This window comes from Curtobacterium sp. MR_MD2014 (assembly GCF_000772085.1).
In the GTDB taxonomy this organism is placed as follows: Bacteria; Actinomycetota; Actinomycetes; order Actinomycetales; family Microbacteriaceae; genus Curtobacterium.
Genome location: NZ_CP009755.1, coordinates 2,338,723 through 2,361,519 on the forward strand (window position 1 = coordinate 2,338,723; position 22,797 = coordinate 2,361,519).

Annotated in this window: 12 protein-coding genes; 1 reads left to right on the forward strand and 11 read right to left on the reverse strand. The window is 72.9% G+C overall.

Annotated features, from left to right (window positions below; all coding sequences use genetic code 11):
- Positions 1-84: 84 nt before the first annotated feature.
- The 6 genes from NI26_RS10735 to NI26_RS10760 all read right to left on the reverse strand — a co-directional run bounded on the left by NI26_RS10735 (position 85) and on the right by NI26_RS10760 (position 6,868).
- Entirely contained in the window at positions 85-720 is a 636-nt protein-coding gene (locus NI26_RS10735) for a thymidine kinase (protein ID WP_066655166.1), read from the reverse strand.
- Positions 720-1,421 (reverse strand): response regulator transcription factor, encoded by a 702-nt coding sequence (locus tag NI26_RS10740; RefSeq protein WP_235426346.1) that lies wholly within the window; start codon positions 1,419-1,421, stop codon positions 720-722. The genes NI26_RS10735 and NI26_RS10740 overlap by 1 nt, the downstream gene beginning before the upstream one ends.
- Positions 1,408-2,586, reverse strand: a complete 1,179-nt coding sequence (locus tag NI26_RS10745) for a hypothetical protein (protein WP_066655167.1) — start codon at positions 2,584-2,586, stop codon at positions 1,408-1,410. Before NI26_RS10745 ends, NI26_RS10740 begins: the two co-directional genes overlap by 14 nt.
- Positions 2,583-3,905, reverse strand: a complete 1,323-nt coding sequence (locus tag NI26_RS10750; RefSeq protein WP_066655168.1) for a sensor histidine kinase — start codon at positions 3,903-3,905, stop codon at positions 2,583-2,585. The genes NI26_RS10745 and NI26_RS10750 overlap by 4 nt, the downstream gene beginning before the upstream one ends.
- Before the next feature lie 158 nt (positions 3,906-4,063).
- Complete coding sequence (locus NI26_RS10755) at positions 4,064-5,326, reverse strand: Rv2578c family radical SAM protein (RefSeq protein WP_066655170.1); 1,263 nt, start codon at positions 5,324-5,326, stop codon at positions 4,064-4,066.
- Positions 5,327-5,380: 54 nt separating this feature from the next.
- The gene (locus tag NI26_RS10760) at positions 5,381-6,868 is read right to left on the reverse strand and encodes a malate:quinone oxidoreductase (protein WP_081984956.1); all 1,488 of its coding nucleotides are present in this window, start codon (positions 6,866-6,868) and stop codon (positions 5,381-5,383) included.
- Positions 6,869-7,023: 155 nt separating this feature from the next.
- Between NI26_RS10760 and NI26_RS10765 the strand changes: the two genes are divergently transcribed.
- Entirely contained in the window at positions 7,024-8,148 is a 1,125-nt protein-coding gene (locus tag NI26_RS10765; protein ID WP_066655171.1) for a hypothetical protein, read from the forward strand.
- An 84-nt stretch (positions 8,149-8,232) separates the two neighbouring features.
- On the opposite strand, the gene NI26_RS10770 is transcribed toward NI26_RS10765, so the two are convergent.
- From NI26_RS10770 to NI26_RS10790, 5 genes are all read right to left on the reverse strand, one after another.
- Positions 8,233-9,282: an aspartate-semialdehyde dehydrogenase gene (locus NI26_RS10770; RefSeq protein WP_066655174.1), complete on the reverse strand. Its 1,050-nt coding sequence runs from the start codon at positions 9,280-9,282 to the stop codon at positions 8,233-8,235.
- Positions 9,283-9,319: 37 nt separating this feature from the next.
- On the reverse strand, positions 9,320-10,585 hold the full coding sequence (locus NI26_RS10775; RefSeq protein ID WP_066655175.1) for an aspartate kinase: 1,266 nt from the start codon (positions 10,583-10,585) through the stop codon (positions 9,320-9,322).
- 121 nt (positions 10,586-10,706) lie between these two features.
- The gene (gene recR, locus NI26_RS10780) at positions 10,707-11,306 is read right to left on the reverse strand and encodes a recombination mediator RecR (protein ID WP_066655176.1); all 600 of its coding nucleotides are present in this window, start codon (positions 11,304-11,306) and stop codon (positions 10,707-10,709) included.
- Positions 11,306-14,344, reverse strand: coding sequence for a DNA polymerase III subunit gamma and tau (locus tag NI26_RS17200; RefSeq protein WP_066655177.1), 3,039 nt, complete (start codon positions 14,342-14,344; stop codon positions 11,306-11,308). The genes recR and NI26_RS17200 overlap by 1 nt, the downstream gene beginning before the upstream one ends.
- 145 nt (positions 14,345-14,489) lie before the next feature.
- Positions 14,490-22,418, reverse strand: a complete 7,929-nt coding sequence (locus NI26_RS10790; protein ID WP_066655179.1) for a choice-of-anchor G family protein — start codon at positions 22,416-22,418, stop codon at positions 14,490-14,492.
- Between the last annotated feature and the right edge of the window lie 379 nt (positions 22,419-22,797).

Sequence of the window (22,797 nt, forward strand, 5' to 3'; positions counted from 1 at the left end):
GCCACGGGCCGGCCTGGAGGCGCGCGGCGGCGCCGCAGCGTGCCTCCCGTCCGGCGGTGGCCCACCTGGCGGACGTGGGTCGGATCAGTGGGCGAGCTCGCCGTCGAGCCGGCCACCCGACTCGCTGAGGTAGCAGTTCGCGCAGAGCGACTCGTAGGTGACGTCGACCCCGTCGATCGCGACCTGGGACCCGTCGAAGACGAAGCGGCCGTCGACCTTGCGCGCGTTGAACACGGCCTTGCGGCCGCACCGGCAGATGGTCTTGAGCTCCTCGAGCGAGTGCGCGACCTCGAGCAGTCGCGCGCTGCCGGGGAACGCCTCGGTGCGGAAGTCCGTGCGGATGCCGTAGGCGAGCACGGGGACCTCGTCGAGCACGGCGACGCGGAGCAGGTCGTCGACCTGGCGCGGGGTGAGGAACTGCGCCTCGTCGACGAGCACGCAGCTCACCGGACGCACCATGCCGTCGAGCCGATCCGACTCGGGGTCGGTGGCACCGGCGTCGGCGACCGCGTGCCGGACGTCGTCGTGGGGCGCGAAGACGACGTCCACGGAGCGTGTGACGCCGAGTCGGGAGACGATCTCACGGTCGCCCTTGGTGTCCACCGACGGCTTCGCCAGCAGCACGCGTTGCCCGCGTTCCTCGTAGTTGTACGCGGCCTGCAGCAGCCCGGTGCTCTTGCCGCTGTTCATCGCGCCGTACCGGAAGTAGAGCTTCGCCACTACGCGAGGAACCCGTCCTCGGCGGCACGACGGATGAGGTCCGACTTCTTCGACGCGGGACGGCCGACCTTGCTGTACTTCTCGCGGACGCGGCGGAGGTAGGTCTTGGCGGTCTCGTACTGCACGTTCATCTGCGCGGCGACCTCGTTCGTCGAGTAGCCGGACACGTACAGGCGCAGTGCCTCTTCCTCGCCCGCACTGAGCTTCGGGCGCTGGTGCGCGCTCGCGCCGGTCGGCAGCGGGCGCCAGTCGCGCTGCGCCGGGGTCTCCCGCGAGACACCCATGACCTCGCGCGCGACGTCCATGACCTCGCGCATCGGCAGCGACTTCGACAGGAACGCGGCCGCACCGGCAGCCAGGGCACGGTCGCGGGACTCGCGGCTGTCGACGCTCGAGAGCACGATGACCTTCGCCCCGGCAGCACGGCAGGTGCGCACGCGGGCCTCGATCGACACCGGCTCCTTGAGCTGGAAGTCGAGGAAGACGAGGTCCGTCGGGAAGTTCTCGCTGTGCACCATCTCGAGCCACGTGTGGGCGGTGAGGGCGAGGTCGAAGTCGAAGGCGTTCACGGCGATCCAGCTCGACAGGCTGTCGAGCAGCACCTCGTGGTCGTCGAGGATCGCCAGCCGCACGCGTCGGGTTCCGGGCTGCGGGAGCGGTGGCACGCCCTCCGTGGTCCGGTTCGGGTCAGTGCTGGTCATAGGAGAACCTTAGTGCGAGGGACGATGGTCGGACGGCGACGTCGAGGTCGGGGAAGGTCACGCGGAGCACCGCGAAGTAGGGGTCGAACGTGCGGTGGATGCCGACGTCCGAGTCGTCGACCGCGAGCTCCGTGCGGACCTCGACGCGGTCGGGTGGCGCACCGGGCTCGCGCGAACGGCGGACCGTGGCACGGAACCGCGCGGGGTCCACCGTCGCTGCGCCGAGCGCCGCACGGAGGAACGTCCGGACGACGGTCCGCTGGTCGGTGTCGAGCGTCGCGATGAGGCCGTCCGGGTCGTCCACCGACTCGGCGGACCCGCCCTCGACGGCGACCGCGTACTCGAGCCACGTCCGGTCGGCGTCCGCGACCATGGCCTGCCGGATGCCGTCCGCGATGGAACGGGCGCGTGCGCGGTCGGCGTCGGTGATCACCTCACGCGTCCGGAGTTCGGCGAAGAACGGGGCGACGTCGCGCCCGAGGATGACGGAGCGGTCCTGCTGCACGCGCGCGGCGATGCCGTCCCGCTCGGCGCGCGCCACCGAGTACGAGCCCGCACGGATCTGCACGCGCTCCGCCAGGCCGCCGAAGGTCCACGCGAACACGACGGACGCCGCGGTGAGGACCAGCGTCGGCGCGGCGGCGAGGAAGGCGGCGACGGTCACCGGCACCTGGTGCGGGAACACCGCGGCGGCGGCACCCCAGGCAGCTGCGTCGACCGCCGCCAGGACGAGCCCGCCGACCGCCAGGTCCCGCCACGGCCGGTAGGGCGCGACCGTCACGATCCCGGTGGCGGTGAGCAGGCACATGAAGTCGTTGAGCGCGTTGCGGTCCGGCCCCCACTGCGCCGCGACGCTCGCGGCCGACGCTGCGCCGAGCAGCACGACGTGGAGCACGTACGCCCAGCGCGGGAACGGCGCCCGGAAGGGCGACGACGACGCGATCACGACCGCGCCCGACGCGCCCAGGAGCAGCACCGTGAGGGCGCTGAGCGTCGGGCTGCCGACCACGTCGCGGTCGAACACCGACACGAGCAGCGCCCACAGCACGCCGGCCGCACCGAGCAGGACGGCGAGGGGGCGGGAACCCATCGCGCCGAGCGGGTCCCACTGCTGTGCGGTCCGAGCGCCCCGGACGGCGGCCCGCACCGCGTCGACGCGACTCACCGGGCGGCTCCGCGGTCGGACTCACCCGTGACGGCGTACGACGCCGCGCCGCCGGTCCGTGCGCCACCGGTGTGCGCGCCGCCGGTGTGCGCTCCGCCGGTGTGCGCGCCGCCGGTGTGTGCTCCGTCGACGCGGGCCGCGTCCTCGCTCGTGTAGGGCACGGTCATCATGACGCTCGTCCCGGATCCCGGCGACGACCACACCTGGACGTCACCGCCGACCCGGCCGATGCGTTCCCGGACCGAGCCGCGCAGCCCCATCCGGTCGCTGCCGGTCTCCTGCTCGTCGAACCCGCGGCCGTCGTCGACCACCATCACCGTGCACGACGAGCCGTCGTCGAAGACGCTGACCTCGGCCTCGTCCGTCCCCGCGTGCTTGCGGACGTTCGCCAGGCACTGCCCGACGGCCCGGAGCAGTGCCGTCGCCGCCGACGGGTCGAGCCGCGCCAGGGCAGCCGGATCACCGGTGACCGCGACCGCGAGCCCCTCCGCCCGGTGCTCGTCCACCATCGCGTCGAACGCGGCACCGGCGAGGGCCGGGTCCGGCTCGGACGTCGGGTCGGACGACGCGAGCCACTGCTTCCCGGTCAGCATCGCGACGTCGGCTTCGACCGTGCGCGCGAGCTGCGGATCCATGGGGCCGTCGGGAGCGAGCGCGATGGCACCGAGGTGGTTGAGCACCGTGTCGTGCAGGATCGCCGCGGCCTCGGCCTCGACCCCGGCCCGGTAGGCGGACACGTGCTCCTCGCGAGCGGACCGGAGCAGCTCGGGCTGGACGCGCTCGGACCGCGCGGTGTTCCGGCTGGTGAAGAGCACGAGGGCGACCACGAAGCCCAGGGTGACCCAGGCGAGGAGGAGCGGTCGGGGCGGCCCGTCCGCCTGCAGCACCGCGATCCCGGTCGCGAGCCGACCGACCAGGAACCCGCCGAACGACCAGACGACGACGCGACTCGCGACCGCACCGGCCCCGCCCACGAGCACGAGCGGGATCACCGCGAGCGACACCAGGTAGCTCGTCACCCAGCCGGCGGGCACCTCGCGCTGCACGATCGTGGTGAACCACCACGTGCAGACCCCGCCGGTGACGAGGAAGGCCACGGCCGAGCGCCAGGTGCCGAACTGCACGTGCACGCCGATCATCGCGAGCATGGGGAGGAGCGCGAGCACGGCCCCGGCGACCCGCACGTCGGGCTCGGCCAGTCGGTACAGCAGCAGGGTCACGGCGGCGGCGACGACCGATCCGATCGCCGCTGCGTGGAAGGCGCGCACGGTCGACCACGCGTTCACTCGCGGAGCGAGGTGCGTGGGGATGCCGAGCACGGGTCGATGGTCCTTCCGAGAGTCGTCCGGTCGCCGTGTGACGCGACCGTCCGGGGGCCGGTCGTGTACCCCGAAACGAGCACGATCCGGCGACCCGCTCGATGCTACCGCCGATCACCGACACAGGGTGTCCCCCGAACGCGGAAGGTGGACGCTCCTCAGAACAGGGTCGGTCCGGACGGGCCTCCGATCACGGTCGTCCCGGCACCGCGACGGTCGAAGTCGGGGTCGGCACGCTTGAGCGGCGACGAGGTCGGGCGGGACTGCTCGTCGAGCGACACCGGGACGCGGTACCCGTTCGTGATGCCCCCGTTCGTGATGACCGACCCGACCAGGGCGCGCGGTCCGATGTCGCCCGACCCCGGACGCGGTGCACGCGGAGCGGTCGCCGCCGCGGCCCGCTCGCCGGGTACGAGGTGCGCCTGCCGGTCGCTGAACCCCATCGAACCGGTCGCCGGGTCCATTCTGCCGAGTCCGAGACCGTATGCGGCCAGGATCGGACGCACCCGGTCCGCGAGCCACCGGCGGTAGTCCGCGGGCGCGTAGGTGTTGTCGAGGTACATCGAGCGGTAGCGCGCGACGAGGTCGGGACGGGTGCGCTGCAGCCAGGCCGCCCACCACGGCTTCACGCCAGGACGCAGGTGCAGTGCGGAGTACATGACGCTCGAGGCGCCGGCCTCGGCCGCGCGACCGATCGCTTCGTCGAGGTGCGCGCGCGTGTCCGTGATGAACGGGAGCACCGGCATGAGGAACACCGAGCACTCGAGCCCCGCGTCGCGGATCGCCCGGACGGTCGCCAGCCGGGCGGCGGTCGTCGGGGTCCCGGGCTCGACCTGCTGCTGCAGCTCGTCGTCGTACACGGCGATCGACATCGCCAGGTCGACCGGGACGCTCCGTGCCGCCTCGACCAACGTGGGCAGGTCACGCCGCAGCAGCGTCCCCTTCGTCAGGATGCTGAACGGGGTGCCCGACTCGGCCAGCGCGCGGATGACCCCGGGCATCAACCGGTAGCGCCCCTCGGCACGCTGGTACGGGTCGGTGTTGGTGCCGAGCGCGACGGGGTGCCGGTCCCACGACGGCTTCCGGAGCTCACGGCGCAGGACGTCCGCGACGTTGGTCTTCACGACGATCTGCTGGTCGAAGTCGGCACCCCCGTCGAACTCCAGGTACGTGTGCGTGGGCCGCGCGAAGCAGTAGACGCACGCGTGACTGCAGCCGCGGTACGGGTTGATCGTCCACCCGTAGGTGCCGCTGCCGTCGGCAGCCGGCACACGGTTCAGGGCACTCTTCGCCAGGACCTCGTGGAAGGTGACCCCGGCGAACTCCGGCGTGGTGACGCTGCGCACCAACCCGCTGTTCGACTCGAGCCCCGGCAGGGCGTCACCGCGCTCCGCTCCGATCGACTGCCCGCTCCACCGCATGCCCTCATTCGAACACACGTTCGAACCAGGGGCAAGTCGCCCGAGCGGCGGGGCTCAGTGGTGCAGACCGAGGACCTTCGCGGTGTGCTCGAGGGTCTCGTCGGCGAGCTGCGGGTCGGCGCCGAGGTCCCTGCCGTAGGTGGGCACCATCGTCCGCACCATCGGGGCCCAGGCGTCCCACCGGTCCGGGAAGCACCGCTGCAGCATCGTCAGCATGATCGGCACCGCGGTGGACGCACCGGGGCTCGCGCCGAGCAGGCCGGCGATCGAGCCGTCGGCCGAGGTGATGACCTCGGTGCCGAACTGCAGCACCCCGCCCTTGTCCGGGTCCGGCTTGATGACCTGCACGCGCTGCCCGGCGGTGATGCGGTGCCAGTTCTCCGGTTCGGCGGTCGGCATGAAGTCGCGGAGGGCGTCGAACTTCGTCTGCTTCGATGCCAGCAGCTGCCCGACCAGGTAGCGGACCAGGTCGAAGTTCGAGAACGCCACGCTCAGCATCGGTCGCAGGTTGTGCGGTCGGATCGACCGGAACAGGTCGAGCAGCGAGCCCTGCTTGAGGAACTTCGGGCTGAACCCGGCGTAGGGGCCGAACATCAGCGACGCCCTGCCCTCGACGATCCGGGTGTCGAGGTGCGGCACCGACATCGGCGGAGCGCCGACGCTCGCCTTGCCGTACACCTTCGCCGCGTGCTTCTGCACGACCTCGGGGTCGTCGGTGCGCAGGAACTCGCCGGACACGGGGAACCCGCCGTACCCGCGGATCTCCGGGATGCCCGACTTCTGCAGCAGGCGCAGGGCCCCGCCGCCGGCGCCGACGAAGACGAACTTCGCCGCGATGCGCTGCGTCGACCGACCGATCTCGTTGCGGACGTCGAGCGCCCACCCCTCGGAGACCTTCGACCGCGTGATCTTCTGCACCTGGTGCGACGGCTCGAACTCGACACCGGCGATCTCGAGCTCGTCGAAAAGCTGCTGCGTCAACGAACCGAAGTCGACGTCCGAGCCGGCGGCCGAGTACGTCGCAGCGACCGGCTGGTCCTTCTTGCGCCCCGGGATGAGCGCGGGCGCCCACCTGCGGATCTGCGCCGGGTCGTCCGAGTACTCGATGCCCGCGAAGAGCGGGTGGCCCTTGAGCGCCTCGTACCGCTTGCGCATGTACTCGACGTTGTCCTCGCCCCACACGAAGGAGATGTGCGGGGTCGGGTTGATGAAGTTGGACGGCTGCGGGAGCGCGCCGGTCTCGACCAGGTGCGCCCAGAACTGCCGCGAGACCTGGAACTGCTCGTTGACGGTCACGGCCTTGGCGATGTCGACGTGCCCGTCGGGCATCTCCGGCGTGTAGTTCAGCTCGCACAGCGCGGAGTGACCGGTCCCGGCGTTGTTCCACGGGTTCGACGACTCCTGCGCGACCGAGCCGAGCCGCTCGTACACGCGGATCTTCCACGTGGGTTCGAGGCGGTGGATGATGGCGCCGAGCGTGGCGCTCATGATCCCTCCCCCGATCAGGACGACGTCGATCGGGTCCACCTGCTTCACTGCCACACGACGATCCTACCCACTGCCGCTGGGTCGCCCGGGGGCATCGTCCGGGTGCGGGGTGCCGGCCGTACCCATCGCACATGCTAGTGAAGTACGACATTCCGGATGTGGCACCATTTCACGGTCCCGATCGACCGTCCCCTCCCGGAGGCCCCACCGTGAACCACCGCCGGCGCGCCCGTCTCGCCCTCCCGCTCCTGCCCGCGGCCGCGATCGCCCCGCTCCTGCTCGGCCCTGCCGCCATGGCCGACACGCTCCCCTCGCCGCAGCCCGAGCCACGGGCTGCGCCCGCTGCGACGCTGGAGGGCACCTTCCACGTCGTCGGCACCACCGGCTTCGTCGCCGTTGCCGACCACGACGGCCAGCCCGTGCTCGACACCCGCCCGGTCGCCGCCGACACCGCGCACTACCCCGCGCCCGGCACCACCGGTCCGCTCGTCGTCGGGTCGATGTGCCTGTCCGCCCTCAACGGCCCCGGGCTGCCCTTCGCCGTGCTGGCCGACGCCGCCGTCCCCTCCGGCTGCCTCCAGGTCCGCACCACGAGCCCCGCGCCCCACGTCGTCCGGTTCACCGCCGACGACCCGTCCTCACCGGCGAACGGCCTCGAGCTCGGCCTGCAGGCGAACGGCGCGCTCCTGGCGCTCGGCACCGCGGGGTCCGACATCGAACTCGTCACCGAGGGCCCCGTCGTCGCACCGACGCTCGACCACACCGACCTGGCACCCGGTTCCGCCCTCTCGGGCACCGCCACGCCCGGCGCGCACGTCGTCGTCGTCCGTGACGGGACGGTGGTCTGCGAGGCCGATGCCGCCGATCGAGGTGCGGACGACGCCGGACACTGGTCCTGCTCGCCGATCGATGCGCTCACCGAGGGCACGTACACCCTCGAACTGTTCGCCTCGACCCCCGCCGGGCAGCTCGCGCCGCCCGTCCCCGTCGAGGTCGTCGTGTCCGCCGGGACCGGCGCCGGCGACGGTCCGGACCCCGACCCCGGTGACGGCGAGGGCACCGATCCGGGTGACGCACCGTCTCCGGGAGACGGTGCCGGAGGCACGGGCGGCACCGGGACCCCCGGTGAGGCCGACCAGACCGGCGAGCCCGGCGCGGACGGACCGTCGCCAGGACCGGCGACGACCGCCCGGACCGTCGACGCCGCGCCGCAGGGGCGCCTCGCCTGGACCGGCACCGAGGTGACCGGACCCCTCGCCGTCGCGCTCGCGCTCCTCACCGCCGGGACCGGCGTGCTGCTGCACCGACGACGTCGCACTCGGTCCCGTTCCTGACGGTCGGGACGACGGACGGGAGGCCCGTGGCGGTGTCGCCACGGGCCTCCCGTCCGTCACGTGTCGCGTCGGCGACGGTGCTCGCTACGCGGCGACCGCGCGCCGTTCGAGGATCGTCTCGGCGATCTGCACCGCGTTGAGCGCAGCGCCCTTCCGCAGGTTGTCGTTGCTGACGAAGAGGACGAGGCCGTGGCCGTCGGGCGCGGACTGGTCCGCGCGGATGCGGCCGACGAACGACGGGTCCTGACCGGCTGCCTGCAGCGGAGTCGGGACGTCCGCGAGCTCGACGCCCGGGGCCGTGGCGAGGAGCTCCGTCGCCCGCTCGGGCGAGAGCGGCTGCGCGAACTCGGCGTGCACGGAGATCGAGTGCCCGGTGAACACGGGGACGCGCACGCAGGTCCCGGCGACGAGCAGGTCGGGCAGCTCGAGGATCTTGCGGCTCTCGTTGCGGAGCTTCTGCTCTTCGTCGGTCTCCCCCGTGCCGTCCTCGACGATGCTGCCCGCGAGCGGGACCACGTCGAAGGCGATCGGTCGGACGTACTTGACCGGCTCCGGGAAGGACACGGCCGAACCGTCGTGGGTGAGCGCCGCGGTGTCCTGCTCGAGCGCCGCACGCGCCTGGCCGAGGAGCTCCTCGACTCCGGCGAGGCCCGACCCGGACACGGCCTGGTAGGTGGTCGCGACGAGACGGCGCAGCCCGGCTTCGGTGTCCAGCACCTTGAGGACCGGCATGATCGCCATCGTCGTGCAGTTCGGGTTGGCGACGATGCCCTTCGGGGCGTCGTCGATCGCGTGCGGGTTGACCTCGCTCACGACCAGCGGCACCTCCGGGTCCATCCGCCAGGCGCTCGAGTTGTCGACGACCACCGCACCCGCCGCCGCGAACTTCGGCGCGAGGGCGCGTGACGCCGTGGCACCGGCCGAGAACAGCGCGATGTCGATGCCCGACGGATCGGCGGTCTCGGAGTCCTCGACGACGATCTCCTCGCCGCGGAACGACAGCGTCGAACCGGCGGACCGGGCACTCGCGAAGAACCGGACGTGGTCGGCCGGGAACGCGCGCTCCTCGAGGAGGCGACGCATCACGGCGCCGACCTGGCCGGTGGCGCCGACGACGGCGACGGTGGTGCTCATGTGGTGCTCCTGCTCGTGGGTCGTGTCGACGCGGGGCTCAGCGCCCGGTGCCGGCGTAGACGACGGCTTCCTGGTCGGCGTCCAGCCCGAAGGCCTGGTGCACGACGCGCATGGCCTCGTTCAGGGTGTCGGCGCGCGTGACGACCGAGATGCGGATCTCCGAGGTGGAGATCATCTCGATGTTGATGGACGCCTCGTGCAGGGCGCGGAAGAGCGCCGCCGAGACACCGGCGTTGGTCCGCATGCCGGCACCGACCAGGGCGAGCTTGCCGATCTGGTCGTCGTACTGGATGCCCGAGTAGCCGATGTCGGCCTTGGCGACCTCGAGCGCGGTCAGGACGCCCTGGCCCTGGTCCTTCGGCAGCGTGAACGAGATGTCCGTGCGGCCCGTGACCGCCTCGGACACGTTCTGCACGATCATGTCGATGTTGGCGCCGGCGCGGGCCACGATCGTGAAGATCTCGGCGGCCTTGCCGGGGGTGTCGGGCACGCCGACGACGGTGATCTTCCCCTCGGAGAGGTCTCCGGCGATGCCGGTGATGATCGGTTCTTCCACGGTTTCCCCCTCTGCAGGGTTGTAGACGATGGTGCCCTCGGCGTTGCTGAACGAGGAGCGGACGTGCAGGGTGACGCCGTGCCGACGGGCGTACTCGACGGCACGGATGTACAGGACCTTGGCGCCGGAGGCGGCGAGCTCGAGCATCTCCTCGCTCGTGATCCGGTCGACCTTCTTGGCCTTCGGCACCACGCGGGGGTCCGCGGTGAAGATGCCGTCGACGTCGGTGTAGATCTCGCAGACGTCGGCGTCGAGCGCGGCGGCGAGCGCGACGGCGGTGGTGTCCGACCCACCGCGCCCGAGCGTGGTGATCTCGCCCGTCGTGCGGTTGAACCCCTGGAACCCGGCCACGATCGCGACGTGCCCGGCGTCGAGCGCCTCGCGCACGCGCTTCGGGGTGACGTCGACGATGCGGGCCTTGCCGTGCTGGGCGTCCGTGAGCATGCCGGCCTGGCTGCCCGTGTACGACGATGCCTCGACCCCGAGGCTCTTGATCGCCATCGCGAGCAGCGCCATCGAGATGCGCTCCCCCGCGGTGAGCAGCATGTCGAGCTCACGACCGGCGGGGATCGGCGTCACGGAGTGCGCGAGGTCGACGAGCTCGTCGGTGGTGTCGCCCATCGCCGAGACGGCCACGACGACGTCGTTGCCCGCCTTCTTCGTCTGGACGATCCGCTTCGCCACGCGCTTGATGCTCTCGGCGTCCGCGACGGACGATCCACCGAACTTCTGCACGATCAGGGCCACTGGCTGGTACTCCCGGGGACGACGGTTCCGCGACGGTCGCGCGGTCTGTCAATCGTAGAGGGTGTTCCGCGGATGTTGCGTGCGAGGCGGGCTCGACGCAACGATCCTGCGCGCACGTCCGTCAGTGACCGACCACGCGTCGGCCCTCGAAGGCGCGGCCGAGGGTCACCTCGTCGGCGTACTCGAGGTCACCACCCACCGGCAGCCCGGACGCGAGTCGCGTGGTGCGGATGCCCATCGGGACGAGCAGTCGGCTGAGGTAGGTCGCCGTCGCCTCGCCCTCGAGGTTCGGGTCGGTGGCGATGATGACCTCGTCCACGGTGCCGTCGGCCAGCCGCGTCATCAGCTGCTGGATCCGCAGGTCGTCCGGACCGACACCGTCGATCGGGCTGATCGCTCCGCCGAGCACGTGGTAGAGCCCACGGAACTCGCGGGTGCGCTCGATGGCGGCGACGTCCTTCGCCTCCTCCACGACGCAGATCACCGACGGCGACCGACGGGGGTCACGGCAGATGCTGCACCGCACGTTCTCGGTGACGTTGCCGCAGACCTCGCAGAAGCGCACCTTCTCCTTGACCTCGGCCAGGAGCTCGGACAGTCGCGCCGGGTCGAACGACTCGGTCTGCAGGATGTGGAACGCGATGCGCTGTGCCGACTTCGGGCCGATGCCCGGCAGCCGACCGAACTCGTCGATCAGGTCCTGGACGATCCCGTCGTACATCAGGCGCCTTCCTCGTGCAGGGCGGTCTCCTCGATGAACTGCGCGCCGAGGATCTCACGGACGACCGCCTCGCCGTACCGACCAGCGACCGGCGTCCGACGGACCTGGGGTGCAGCGGTCCGTGCCGGAGCTGGCTGCGCAGCCGCCTCCTGGGTCGGTGCTGTCTGCGCAGGTGCTGCCTGCTCGGGCGCTGCCGGTGCGGGTGCGGCCTGTGCCGGGCCGGTCGGCGCCGGTGCTGCCTGCGGTGCTGGTGCCCGCGTCGGTCGCTGGCTCGGTGCACCCGAGGACGCGTGCGCTCCCGGGTCGGGGAAGGGAGCGCCGTCGTCGTAGGGCTCGTCGTCGAGCGGGTAGTCGTCGACCGGGACGTCCGGCCCGCCGGAGGGTACGGCGGCCGCGGTACCCGGCGCGGCGGGCGCTGCCGATGCGGGCGCTGCCGATGCGGGCGCTGCGGCTGCGGCCGGTGCCGGCGCTCCCGGTGCGTCGGGTGTCGGGTCGCTCGGCGCAGCAGCACGGGCCGGCGCCGTTCCGGCACCGCCGAGCGCGGAGGCCGGACGGAGCTGTGCAGCGAGGGCCGCGTCGGCGGCGGGGTCGGAGACCGGTGCGACGGGCACGACCGGCTCCCCGGTGTCGGTCGTCCCGAACGGTGCCGACCACCCCGGCTCGAGGTGCTCGGGCACGGCACCGGCGGTCGGGTCGGTCGCCGGGATCGTGGCGACGGCCCAGTCGGTCACCGGAGCGCTGGGCGCGGCCGGCTGCTGCCGTGTGGTCGGCTGCTGCTGGCTCGCCTGCTGTTGGTTCGCCTGCTGCTGCTGGCTCGCCTGCTGCTGCTGCGGCTGGCTCGGCTGCTGCTGCTGGCTCGGCTGCTGCTGCTGGCTCGGCTGCTGCGGTGCGGTCGGCTGCTGCGGTGCAGTCGAATGCTGGTGCTGCGGTGCGGTCTGCTGCTGCGTCGGCCCTTCGGCAGTCTCCGGCTGCGGCGGTGCGGACTGCTGGCGCGCGGCCTGCTGCCGGCTGGTGTCCTCCGACGTCACCTGCGGTCGCGTCGGCTGCTGCTGCGACGTCTGCCGACCCGGCTCCGACGCGGGAGCACCGGCCGAGCGCTGTTGTCCCGGCCCACGGGCGACGAACTTCACCCGCAGGCCGAGGACGTCGATGATCGCCGACCGGAGCAGTTCGCTGACGCTCGTCGCGGGGTCGGACATCTCCTTGAACGACGCCACGTCCTGCTGGCTGGGGAAGGTGAGCGTCAGCACGTCCTCGCGCAGGGCCGTCACCTGAGCCGTGACCACCACGGACCAGGCCGAACGCCGAGCGCGCTGGACGTGCTCGACGACCTGGGGCCAGGCGTCGCGGAGCTGCTGGAAGCCGACGGCGGCGACCGGTCGGACGACCGCCTCGTCGCCGACGGCCGTCCCCTGCCCGGTGGACGACGCGTTCGCGGTGCCCGACGGATCGTGCTGGTGCTGCTCGATCGGGTGTGCCGTCGTCATCGCACTCGACGCGCTCTGCTCCGCCGGTCGGCCCGAAGACCGATCGGTCGGGCCGTCGGCCGGACCCTGGCTCGGTGGCGTCGCCACGGCTGCCCAGGAGGCAGCGGCATCGCGCACGGTCGCGCCGGGGTCCCGCGGCTCGGCGTCACGCGCGGTCGTCGGAGCCTGATCGGCGGGCTCCTGGTCCGGTCGGGTCGGCGCCGCTGCTCGGGTCGCGGTCGCGGTCGCGGTCGACGCAGCGAGCTGCGCAGCCGGGGTCGCCTGCGAGGAGCCGGCCTGCGCCGCGGCGCCGCCCGCTCCCGTGCGCGGAACCGAAGCGCCCGCGGAGGACTGCTGTGCAGCCTGCGGTCGTTCGACCGCGGCGGGAGCCTGGTGCCCGCCGGCGTCGCCGACACCGACGCGACGCTCGAGCCGCTCGACGCGGGCGAGTGCACCGCGCTGGGTGTCGTCGACCTCGGGCACGAGCATGCGCGCCGTCATCAGCTCGAGGTGCAGTCGGGGCGACGTCGCACCGGTCATCTCGGTGAGCGCGCGGTTGGCGATGTCGGCGGACCGCGACAGCGCCGTCGCGCCGAAGACGCCGGCCTGCCGGGTCATGGTGTCGAGTTCCTCGGGAGAGATCCCGCGCAGCACGGCTGCGGCGCTCTCGTTCGTCGCCGCGACGACGATCAGGTCACGGAGCCGCTCGAGCAGGTCCTCGACGAAGCGACGCGGGTCCTGCCCGGTCTGCACCACGCGGTCGACCGCGGCGAAGGCCGAGGCGGGGTCGGCCACCGCCAGTGCGTCCACGACGTCGTCGAGCAACGCAGCGTCGGTGTAGCCGAGCAGGGCGACCGCGCGTTCGTAGGCGATCGCGCCGTCCTCGCTGCCGGCCATGAGCTGGTCGAGCAGCGACAGCGTGTCTCGCACCGACCCCCCACCGGCACGGACGACGAGCGGGAGGACACCCGGCGCGACGGAGACCGACTCCTGCTCGCACAGCTGCTCGACGTACTCGAGCATCGTGGCCGGCGGGACGAGCCGGAACGGGTAGTGGTGGGTCCGGGAGCGGATGGTGCCGATGACCTTCTCCGGCTCGGTGGTCGCGAAGATGAACTTCACGTGCTCCGGCGGTTCCTCGACCAGCTTGAGCAGGGCGTTGAAGCCCTGCGGCGTCACCATGTGCGCTTCGTCGAGGATGAAGATCTTGTAGCGGTCGCGCGCCGGTGCGAACACGGCGCGGTCGCGCAGGTCGCGCGCGTCGTCGACGCCGTTGTGGCTCGCTGCGTCGATCTCGATGACGTCGAGCGATCCCCCGCCACCCCGGGCGAGCTCCACGCAGCTCGGGCAGACGCCGCACGGCGTGTCCGTCGGGCCCTGCTCGCAGTTCAGGCACCGGGCGAGGATGCGCGCCGAGGTCGTCTTGCCGCACCCGCGCGGCCCGCTGAACAGGTAGGCGTGGTTCACGCGGTTCGTCCGCAGGGCGGTCCGCAGCGGGTCGGTGACCTGCGACTGACCGATCAGCTCGGCGAAGTTCTCGGGCCGGTAACGGCGATACAGGGCGGTGACCACGGACCAAGGGTAGCCGGGACGGCCGACACCGCGACGCCCTCGGCGACCACCTGTGGAGGGGGCGAGGAGAGGCGGGACGACACCGCGCCTCCCGGCCGTCGTGACGACGGACGAGAGGCGCGGTGCGGTCGGTGTGGGCGTACGGTCAGGCGCGCCCGCGGCGGATGCGGCGTGCCAGTCGGGAGAGACCGAGCAGCAGGAACCCGAGGACCACCAGGCCGCCGGCGGCACCCGCGAGCGGGGCGACGTCCGCGCCGGTGAAGGCGAGGTCGCGACCGGAACCGTTGCCGGATCCGGATCCCGTGCCGGTGCCGGTGCCGGTGCCGGTGCCGTTGCCGTTGCCGTTGCCGTTGCCGTTGCCGGATCCGTTGCCGAGGGAACCGTTGCCGGCAGCGAGACCCGATCCGTTGCCGGCAGCGAGACCCGATCCGTTGCCGGTACCGATCACTCCGGTACCGGTGCCGGCTCCGTTCCCGGAGCCACCCGGCAGGCCCGGCTGGCCCGGTTCACCGGGCTGACCCGGCTCTCCAGGCTCCCCGGGCTGACCAGGCTGACCAGGCTCTCCAGGCTCCCCGGGCTGACCAGGCTGACCAGGCTCCCCGGGCTCACCGGGCTCCCCGGGCTGACCAGGCTGACCAGGCTCACCGGGCTCACCGGGCTCACCGGGCTCACCAGGCTCACCAGGCTGACCAGGCTGACCAGGCTGACCAGGCTCTCCAGGCTCTCCGGGCTCACCAGGTTCACCGGGCTGCCCAGGCTCACCCGGCTCACCGGGCTGACCCGGCTCCCCAGGCTCTCCAGGCTCACCAGGCTGACCAGGCTGACCAGGCTGACCAGGCTGACCCGGCTCTCCAGGCTCACCGGGCTGCCCCGGCTCTCCAGGCTCACCGGGCTGCCCCGGCTCCCCAGGCTCCCCCGGCTGCCCGGGCTCACCGGGCTCACCGGGCTGCCCCGGCTCACCCGGCTGCCCCGGCTCACCCGGCTGGGCGGCGACCACCACCACGGGCACGGTCTGGGCGGCGGACGTGGCACCCTCGACGGTCTGGGTCACCGTGAAGGTGTGCGAGCCGACCCCGAGCTCCACGGACACCGACCAGGAGCCGTCGGCAGCCGCAGTCGTCACGACGGGGTCTCCCGCGTCGCTGCGGACCGTGACGGTCGCACCCGGGTCCGCCGTCCCGGTGACCTGCCAGGTGGCGGTGCCGTCGGCACCGGCCGTCTGCCGGGCCCCGGGCAGGGGCGAGGTGACCGTCAGGGGGTCCGCGACCCGGACGACGATCGGCACGACCTGCGAGTCGGAGGTGCCCCCGTCCACGGTCTGCGTCGCCTGCAGCGTCCAGTCACCGGCCGGGACCTCCTCGAAGGTGACGCTCCAGCGACCGTCGCCGCCGGCCGTCGTCGTCCGGACCTGCCCGGTCGAGAGCCGGACCTCGACCGCGGCGTCGGCTGCGGCAGTCCCGGAGACGGGCACGGTGGTCGTGCTGTCGAGCCCGGGGGCCTCGAAGAGGCGACCCGGGGTCGGGTCCGTGATGACGACGTCGTCCTCCTGCGCGGCGACCACGCTGATGCCGCTGGTCACCGGGGCCGAGGTGGCCCCGCCGACCGTCTGCGTCGCCGACACGGTGTGGTCGCCGACCGGGACGTCCGGCACGGTCACCGTCCAGGAGCCGTCGGCACCGGCCGTCGTCGACACCGTGGTGCCGTCGATGTCGACCGTCACGGTGGCGCCCGGCTCGGCGGTCCCGCTGACCGGCACGGAGACCGTGTCCTGGTCCGTCGGGAACACCTGGCCGTCCACGGGGGCGGTCACCTGCAGCGGGGCCACGGCGGCGACGGTGAAGGCGACGTCGGGTGCTGCAGTGGTCCGGCCGCCCACGGTCTGCGTGGCGGAGGCGGTGTGGCCGCCGAGCGCGACGTCCGGCACGGTGACCGTCCAGTCGCCCTCGTCGTCGGCCGTGGTCGCGACGGCGGTGCCGTCGTCGATCGTGACCGACACCGTTGCGCCGGGCGCTGCCGTGCCCACGACCCGGACCGGCGTGGTGTCACCGACGATCCGGACGGTGCTGCCGGCCGCCGGCGTCGTGATGACGACGGCGTCCTCGTCGGCGACGTCCACGGTCACGTCCACCACGACGGGGTCGGAGGTGGTGCCACCGACCTCCTGGCCGACGGTCACCGTGTGGTCGCCGGGACCGACGCCCGGTACGACCGTGTCCCAGGTGCCGTCGTCACGGACGGGCACCTCGATCGGGTCGCCGTCGTCGACCACCACGGTGACCGTGCCACCGGGCTCGCCGGTGCCCGCCACGGGCAGGTCGACCGTCGGGTCGGACGCCGGCACCGTGACGACCTGGTCGTCGGTCGGCGTGCTGACCGTCAGGGGCGCACCGGCCTCGACCGTGAACGTGTTGACGACCGGACCCGATGTGGACCCGTCGACCGTCTGCGTCGCCCGGACGGTGTGCTCACCCGTCGCGACGCCGTCGAACCGGACGCTCCAGGTGCCGGCGTCGGTCGCCGTCACGGTCTGCTCGTCGCCGTCGTCCAGGGTCACGCGGACCTCGGCACCGGGCTCGGCCGCCCCGTTCGCGACGATCGTCGCGAGGGAGTCGTCCTGTGCGACCGTGACGGTGGACCCGTCGGCCGGGGTGGCGATCGTCAGCGGTGCCGCGACCACGACCTCGATGGCGACCGTGACCGGCTGCGACGTGGTGCCGCCGACCTGCTGGGTGACGCTGACGGTCGTGGTGCCCGCGGGGACACCGGGGACGTCGACCGCCCAGTCGCCGTCCTCGTCGGCCTCGGTCGTGGCATCACGCCCGCCGCCGAGGTCGAGCACCACGGTGGCGCCGGGCTCCGCGGTGCCGCGCACCGTGACCGTCGTCGTGGCGTCCTCGTCGGCGACCCGCACCTCGTCCCCGTCCGCGGGGGCGGTGATGACGACCGGCGCTGCCGCGACGACCTCGAAGGGACGCTCGACCGGCGTGGTCGAGGTCGAGCCGGCGACGGTCTGCGTCGCCGACACGACGTGCTCACCGACCGCGACGTCGTCGACGTCGACGCTCCACGTGCCGTCGTCGCCCACCGTCACGTCGACCGGGTCTCGGTCGTCGACGGTCACCGTCACGGTGGCGCCGGGCTCGGCGTCACCGGCGACCGTGACGGTCGTCGTGGCGGCGACGTCCGCGACGGTGACGGTGTCCTCCGGCTGCCGGACGACGAGCTCCGCCGCGGCGACGACCGAGACCGGTCGCGTGACGGGGGCGCTCGTGGTGCCGTTCACCGACTGCGTGACCGCCGCCGTCCAGGACCCCACCGGGACGTCCTCGACGGTGGTCGCCCAGGTGCCGTCGTCGCCGACGACCGTCTCGGCGGTGCCGCCGTCACCGAGGTCGACGGTGACCGTCGCCCCCGGCGCGCCGGTGCCGGCGAAGTCCACGTCGGTGGTGGCGTCGTCGTCCGCGACCGTGACGGCCGTGGCGCCGGCCGGCGTGGTGACGGTCAGCGGCGCCCCGGCGCGCACCGACACTCCGGCGCTGACGGGTGCCGAGGTGATCCCGCCGACGACCTGCGTCGCCCGGACGGTGTGGTCACCGGTCGGCACGTCGGTGAACGTGTGGGTCCACCGTCCGTCGTCGTCCGCCTCGACGGTCGCCTGTTCCCCGGTGGAGAGCGTGACGGTCACCGGAGCGCCCGGCTCGGCCGTACCGGCCGCCACGACGTCGGCCGTACCGGTCGCGTCGGCGACCGTGATGACGTCACCGTCGTCGGGGCTGGTGAGCGCGAGCGGTCGGCCTGCGCGCACCGTGAGCGTCTGCTCCGCACTGGAGGCGGTGGTGCCGCCGACCGTCTGCGTCGCCGTGACCGTCTGCTCGCCCACGCCGACGCCGCCGACGGTGACCGTCCAGTCGCCGTCGTCGTCCGCGGTCGTGGCGGCCTCGGCGTCGCCGACACGGACCGTCACCGGTGCGTTCGGCTCTGCCGTGCCGGACACCGTCACGTCGCGTGTGGTGTCCTCGTCCGGGACGAGCAGGACCGCGCCGTCCTCGGGAGACGTGATGAGCACGTCGTCCGCGGCGACGAGCGTGACGTCGCGGGTCACGGGGTCGGACGTCGCCGGGCTGGAGACCCCGCCGGGCAGCGTCTGCGTGACCGACACCGGGTGCGTCCCGACGCCGACGTCCTCGAAGGTGACGGACCAGCTCCCGTCGGCGGCGACCGTGGTCGTCGCTCCGGGCTCCTCGCCGTCGATCGTCGCGACGATCGTCGCGCCGGGCTGCCCGGTGCCGGTGACCGTCACGTCACGGGTCACGTCGTCGCCGGCGACCGTCATCGCCGCCGTGCCTGGAGCCGTGATGGTGAGGGGCGCCGCAGCGTCGACCAGGAAGCCCACGGGCAGGGCGTCCGTGCTCGCGCCGTTCAGCGACTGTGCCGCGTCGATCGTGTAGTCACCGGGGGCGAGCCCGGCTGCGTCGACCGACCAGGTGCCGTCGTCGTCGGCTGCGGTGGTCGAGAGCTCGAGGTCACCGACCGTCACCGTCACGGCTGCGCCGGGTTCGGCGACACCGCTGATCGTCACCGTGGCGGTGGCGTCCCCGTCGACCACGACGAAGCGCGAGCCGGCGGCCGGGCTGTCGATGGTGACGGCGGTGCCCGGGACGACGGTGAAGTCCCGCGTCTCGGTGGGACCGGTCGTGCCGTTCACGGTCTGCACGGCCTCGACGGTGTGCTGGCCGGTCCCGAGCTGCACCGGGTCGAGGACCCAGTTGCCCGCGGGGCCGGTCACGACGGCGACGGGTGCTGCCCCGTCGATGCTGACGGAGACGGTCGCACCCGGCTCCGCGGTCCCGCGGACCACGACCGACGCGTCGCCGGTGCTCGTGGCGGGGATCTCCTGCCCCTCGGTGGGAGCGGTGATCTCGAGGTCGTCGCCGACCTCGATCGAGATGTCCCGCTCGATCGCCGGCGAGGTCTGTCCACCGACGGTCTGGGTGACCGTCACGGTGTGACCGCCGGTCCCGACGTCCGGCAGGGCCACCGACCAGGTGCCGTCGTCGTCCACCGTCGTCGTGACGGGTGCTCGCTCGTCGAGCACGACGTCGATCTCGGCACCGGGCTGCGCCGTCCCGGTCACGTCGACGTCGACCGTGTCGTCGTCGTTCGCGACCACGGTCGTCGCGCCCTGCACCGGTGCGGTCACCTGCAGCGCTGCCGCGGGGACGACCGAGACGATCCGCTGCTGGGCCGGCGACGTCGTGCCGTTCACGGTCTGCGTCGCGGTCAGGGTGTGCCGACCGACGGGCACGTCCTCGACCGTCGTCCTCCAGTCACCGTCTCCGTCGGCCGTCGTCGTGGCCGTGAGGCCGCCGCCGAGCGACACCGACACCCGGGCCCGGGGCTCGGCGGTCCCGGTGACGTCGAGGTCGGCGGTCGAGTCGGCGTCGAGGACGGGCACGGTGGCGCCGTCCGCAGGGGTCGCGATCGTCAGCGGGGCACCGACGGCGATCTCGAAGGCCGAGGTGACGGGCGCCGAGGTGGTGCCGGCGACCGTCTGCGTCGCGGTGATCGTGCGCTCACCGACCGGGACCCCCGGGAAGGTGGCGGTCCAGTCGCCGTCGTCGTCCGCCTCGGTGATCGCCGTGAAGGAGCCGCCGAGGTCGACCGCGACGGACGCGTTCGGCGCAGCGGTGCCGGTCACCGTGACCGGGGTGGTCGACGTGGCGTCGGCGACCGTCAGGACGGCTCCGTCGGTCGGCTCCTCGATGGTGATGCCGGGAACGGCGGTGACCGAGAAGTCACGGGTCACCGGAGCGCTCGTCGTGCCGTCGACGGTCTGGGTCGCCGTGGCCGTGTAGTCGCCCGCGGGGACGTCCTCGACCGTGGCGGTCCAGGTGCCGTTCGTGTTCGCCGTGGTGGTGGCGGTCAGACCGTCGCCGAGCGTCACGTCGACGCGGGCACCGCCCTCGGCAGCACCGGTGAGCACGACGGCGCGGGTGTCCCCGACGAGCGGCAGGACCGCATCGGGGGCCGGAGTCTCTATGGTCAGCGTCCGAGCGGCGACGACCTCGAAGTCCCGCGTCACCGCGGCCGAGGTGGTGTCGCCGACGGTCTGCGTCACGCTGGCCGTCTGCAGCCCGACCGGGACCGCGTCGACGGGGACGCTCCAGACGCCGTTGCCGTCCGCCGTGCCGCTCGCCGTGACGTCGTCGCCGATCGTCACGTCGATCCGCGCGTTCGCGGTGGACGTGCCGGTGAGGGTCACCGGGGTCGTGGTCCCGGTCGTGGTGAACTGCTGCCCGGCAGTGGGCGTGTCGATGACCAGCGGACGCTGCGCGACGACCGAGAAGGCCTGCGTCGCGGTGCCCGCGGCGGCGCCGCCGACCGTCTGCGTCGCGGTGACGGTCCGGTCCCCGACCGGGACGTCCGCGAGTGTGGCGGTCCAGGTGCCGTCGGGGGCGACCGTCGCGGGGGCGGTCAGGCCACCGCCCGCGGCGAGCGCGATGCCGGCACCGGGTTCACCGGTCCCGCGCACCGTCACCGAGCGGGTGGAGGTGTCGGTCGGGACGCTGAACTGCTGCCCTGCCGTGGGTGCGGTGATCGTCGGGGCCAGGAACGCCGTGGCGCGCACCGTGGAGGTGGCGAGGTCGACCGTCGCGGCGTTCAGTCCCGGCAGCACCGTGAGGCGCAGGGCGGTCACGCTCTGCGCCCCTGGGTCGTACCCGCGAGGGTCGCGGAAGCGGGGGTCGTCCTGCGCGTTCACCGTCAGGTCGACCACCTGACGGAGGAGGAGCACGACGGGCGAGAGCGCCGTCGCGACCGCGGTCGTGGTGGTGGTGAGCGTGGTGCTGAGCTGGGTGAGGGCGGCGGAGTTCGCCAGCGGCCGCACCGCGGTCTGGAGGGCCGGGACGACGGTGCCGCTGACGAGCGTCCCGAGCACGGGGGCGACGTTGATCCCGAGGATCGTTCCCGTCGACACGGAGACCTGCGGCGTGGCCGCGCCCGACACGGCGAGCGCACCGATGGTCGAGTCGACGGTCACGTTGATCGGCAGGTTGACCGCCCCGGCCGCGCTGAGCGTGGCACTGACCTGGACGCGCACCCGTGCGGCGTCGACCGCGTTCGTGACGGCGGTGCTCAGGGTGGCAGGGAGCTGTGTCCCGAGGATGTTCGTGATGCTGCTGTTGATCGCGGCGACCGCAGCATCGGTGAGCACGGGGGTGTTCGCCGGCTGGTCGTTGAGCCGCGTCAACGTGTCGAGGTCGACGGTGATCGAACCGGTCGACGGGGTGATGGTCACCGCACCGTCCGTGATCGGCTGCGCGAGGACCCCGTCGATGGTCGGCCCGAGATCGAGGTTCGCGGTCGTCTGGACGCTCGTGTTCCGAACGGACACCAGCGGCGAGAGCAGCGATCCCAACGCCCCCGTGACCGCGTCGGTCGTCACCGCTCCGCTCAGCGCGGTGTTCACCGAGGCGGACAGCGGCGCGACGTTCGCCCGCAGGGTCGTCGCGAGTCGGGACACCGCGGGGCTGGTGAGCTGCAGGTTCGCGCCGGCGATGCGGTAGTCGCTCGCGGTGCTCACCGTCGCACCACGTGTGGCGCTGATCGTCGAGGCGAGCGCGCCCACCTGCAGCTGCGCGTTCGACAGCACGGTCGAGTCCGCGCGGACCCGGGTCAGCAGCGGGTTCAGGTTCAGCGTCGACGCACCGGCCCCGGTGCCGCTCCCGACGCCGATCGCCCCGTCGTTGCCGACGAGGCCGGAGGAACCGCGGGCGCCCGTCTGCGAGGTCGTCGCGAACTGCCCGTCGACACCGAGCGTCAGGATGCCGTTCGCGCCGAGCAGGTCGACGTTGTTCGACAGTCGGACGCCCAAGCTGTTCAGCGCGGTGAGGTCGAGCGGCTGGTTCGTCGTCCCGCCGACCGTGCTCGCGCTGCTCGCGGAGTAGGCACCGCGGAGCTGGGCGAGCGCGTCGACGTCGACGATGCCGGCACCGCTGAGCAGGAAGCCCTCGGCCTCGGCGACGTCCGTCTGCGCCGCTGCAGCCGGTTGGATCGCCACGGTGGCGGCGAGCAATGCCGTCACCGTGGCGACGACACCGCCGCGCAGGAGGAGGCTCCGGTCATCGGGAGCTCGTCGTCGAGCCCGGTTCCCGTCGCCGGTGATCCATCGTGTCCAGTTGACCGCTCCTGCGGGCACAGGGGTACCCCGGAGCGACACGTGCCTGCGCATGCGTGTCCCGTTTCCTGGCAGGCTCGCCTGCCACCTGATCCTCGGACTCCCCCGCTGGTGAGACGGGAGAGGGTCGGAACCCTGGTTGGGGGTTCCTGGGGGTGATCTTTACACATGAACAGGAACCGCGCACGAGGTTGCACGAGATTTCGTCGGCGAGTCCGCTCGGCGTACCGGAACCATCGCGGATCTGCCGGAGAACGGCGAAGACTTCCCATGCACA